The organism is Polaromonas sp. P1_G4 (assembly GCF_056405475.1).
Genome location: NZ_JBFUCA010000603.1, coordinates 1 through 2,253 on the forward strand (window position 1 = coordinate 1; position 2,253 = coordinate 2,253).

A 2,253-nucleotide genomic window follows, 5' to 3' on the forward strand; every position below is an offset into this window, starting at 1 on the left:
GGAGAAGCCTGGCGCGTTTTCGGCGCGTGTGGCCTGAACGGCACCCTGCGTTCCGCCTAAAACCGCAACCCACATTGCCCAGGCCGCCACAAATGAAAGCAGCCCTGCCAGGAGCAGAACCCTACGCCATGCCTTGGATGTACTCGGCGCGCCAAACGCTACGGCGGCACCGAGCATCCAGGCGCCAACAGGCGCCGCAGCACCTGGCAGGAGTGATCCGAAGGACACCCAACCGAGCAGAGCAACGAGGGCTCCGCCTAAGAGTGCAGGGCCCAAGCGACCGGAAATGGTGAAACTAGACATGTTTTTTGGGATGTGAAGGCGCGTAAACGATTGAGAGGAGGCGTGAGGCATCTAACGTCGGAAACCAGGCGCCGCCGTAGGCGTCCGCCGGGGTTGACCTGTTAAACGGCTCGTCGCCGGAGGCCAATGCCTTAAACCGACTGTACATAGTCATCGAATTCATCGACCACGCTACCCTGCTCCTCAGGACGACACTGCATAGGAATATGCCACTCATTTGCCCCATCTAGCGAGACAAACAAAGAGAGCCCATCGTCGTACGGAGGAATGCGTGACCAAGAAACGTCCACGATTCGCCCTCCGGGTGCGAGTCGCTGTCATGGTCCGAAAAAGGACGCACGACACGATACTTCTCCCCCACTTTCAGAAAGCGATAGCCACCACCCGTATTCGGCGCTTTGATACCACTCCAGTGACCGATTGGATTAGGACCGAACATGACTGCCGTTTAACGTTCGCGCTCAGCGGGCGGCGAAGCTGTCCGCTGGAGCAAAAGGTTATATGTCATGGGGCAGCTGTAACTCGGCAAGAACTTCACCTGTGCTCTGCCTGATGTACTTGGCATGCAGAGGATTCTCTGTGTAGGTAATTTGAACGGCTTCGCCCGACGGCAGTGCATTGAGCCGCTCAACCAAAAGCCTCGTTGCTGCTACGACAATTGGATGCGGGTTCGTTACGCCAGATTCAATCATGGACAGGCGGACCGACATGATGTTCAGCAGTTCGGACGACGTCGTGCTCATGGACAGGTCGCTGACATATAACGTGATGTATGCCGCAAAACCTGCGGTATAACCTGGCGCTTGCAATCTAATCTGGACATTAGAACCTCCTGTAAGCCGCTTGTATGCTGAGATTCAAAGAAATACACTGTAATTTCATACAAGTATAAAAATTCTGTAAAACCCCGCAATCCYCCACTGCAGTCTGCCCGCTTGCTGGACCAGGTCCGGGAGCGGGTTTGGTATTTGCACTATAGCCTTGGCACCGAGAAAACTTACCTGTACTGGGTCCGTTTTTGTCCGATGGCATGGCCGCAACGGCCACATGACGCATCCGCGCGACATGGGGGCACGCGCATCCTTGCTGCTCCTCCGCCTAGCGCCGACGAGCGGGCATCAAGACCTCAAGGTCTTGAATGGCGGCGGTGGCTTTCGACCTGGCCCAAACTACTGGAATGAGGCTGAACAGCGGAAGCAGAAAGACGAGATAGAAGAAGAGCTGGATGCCCGCAGCAATTTTCATGGTTCCAAGTAGCCGGGTTCGCTGTACGAATTCGGTGTTTTCCAGATCGCCTTCCCATAGCGATAGCTGGCGACAAACGATTATGAACCCGACGATCGCCAGGGCGGACGCCGTGAGGCTCAAAAACCAAAACGTCTTTTCCGGCATTTGCCTGTTGCCCAGGATGTTCAGGTGAAGCAGTAAATCGGCTTGTCTGAGCGCGATCTCGATCAGAAACGGGAGCTGAAGCACTATTGCCGCAGTGAGGAGTTTGCGTGCCAACTGCAAGGTACTTTTGTGCCTGTGAATTTCGCGAAGTGCTGTCATGCTTGTTTGATGATGAGAGATGCGCCGCTGATGAGGCTTACCGTTCGGGCTTCCCGGCGCACAGCAAGCGCCGCGTAGCAGCATCCTGCTGCTGCGTGTCCGAGCCAGGCGAAATGTCAGACATGTCTGGTTACCTGGTCTGCTTTAGATGAATACACTCCGGCTGGCCTCGGACTTTGGCCCAGTACTCAAGCCTTGCATCGTCATCAATGTCGATAATGCCGCCGTACATCGTGTCGCCACCTTTCCTCTTGGGGCCAGAGATCCAGTAACGCGCTCCCGTCTCTTCCTCGATGCAGTTGTATTTGTAGCCGGACTTCGTTTTCAGAAAACGCTTCCCGGCGTACGTGTACGAGCGCGTCGAGCGCGACATCTCCACCCAGCCAATGCGGCCGGAAC

At 55.8% G+C, this 2,253-nt stretch carries 2 protein-coding genes and 1 pseudogene; all 3 read right to left on the minus strand.

The annotated features are described in order from the left end of the window. Positions 1–800: 800 nt before the first annotated feature. Positions 801–1,046 (minus strand): hypothetical protein, encoded by a 246-nt coding sequence (locus tag AC1D1X_RS21095; RefSeq protein WP_477671197.1) that lies wholly within the window; start codon positions 1,044–1,046, stop codon positions 801–803. A gap of 355 nt (positions 1,047–1,401) precedes the next feature. Next, a complete protein-coding gene (locus AC1D1X_RS21100) occupies positions 1,402–1,854 on the minus strand; it encodes a hypothetical protein (RefSeq protein WP_457279020.1) in 453 nt (150 codons plus the stop codon). Positions 1,855–1,984: 130 nt separating this feature from the next. Beyond that, positions 1,985–2,253: pseudogene (locus AC1D1X_RS21105) on the minus strand (hypothetical protein); the annotation flags it as partial.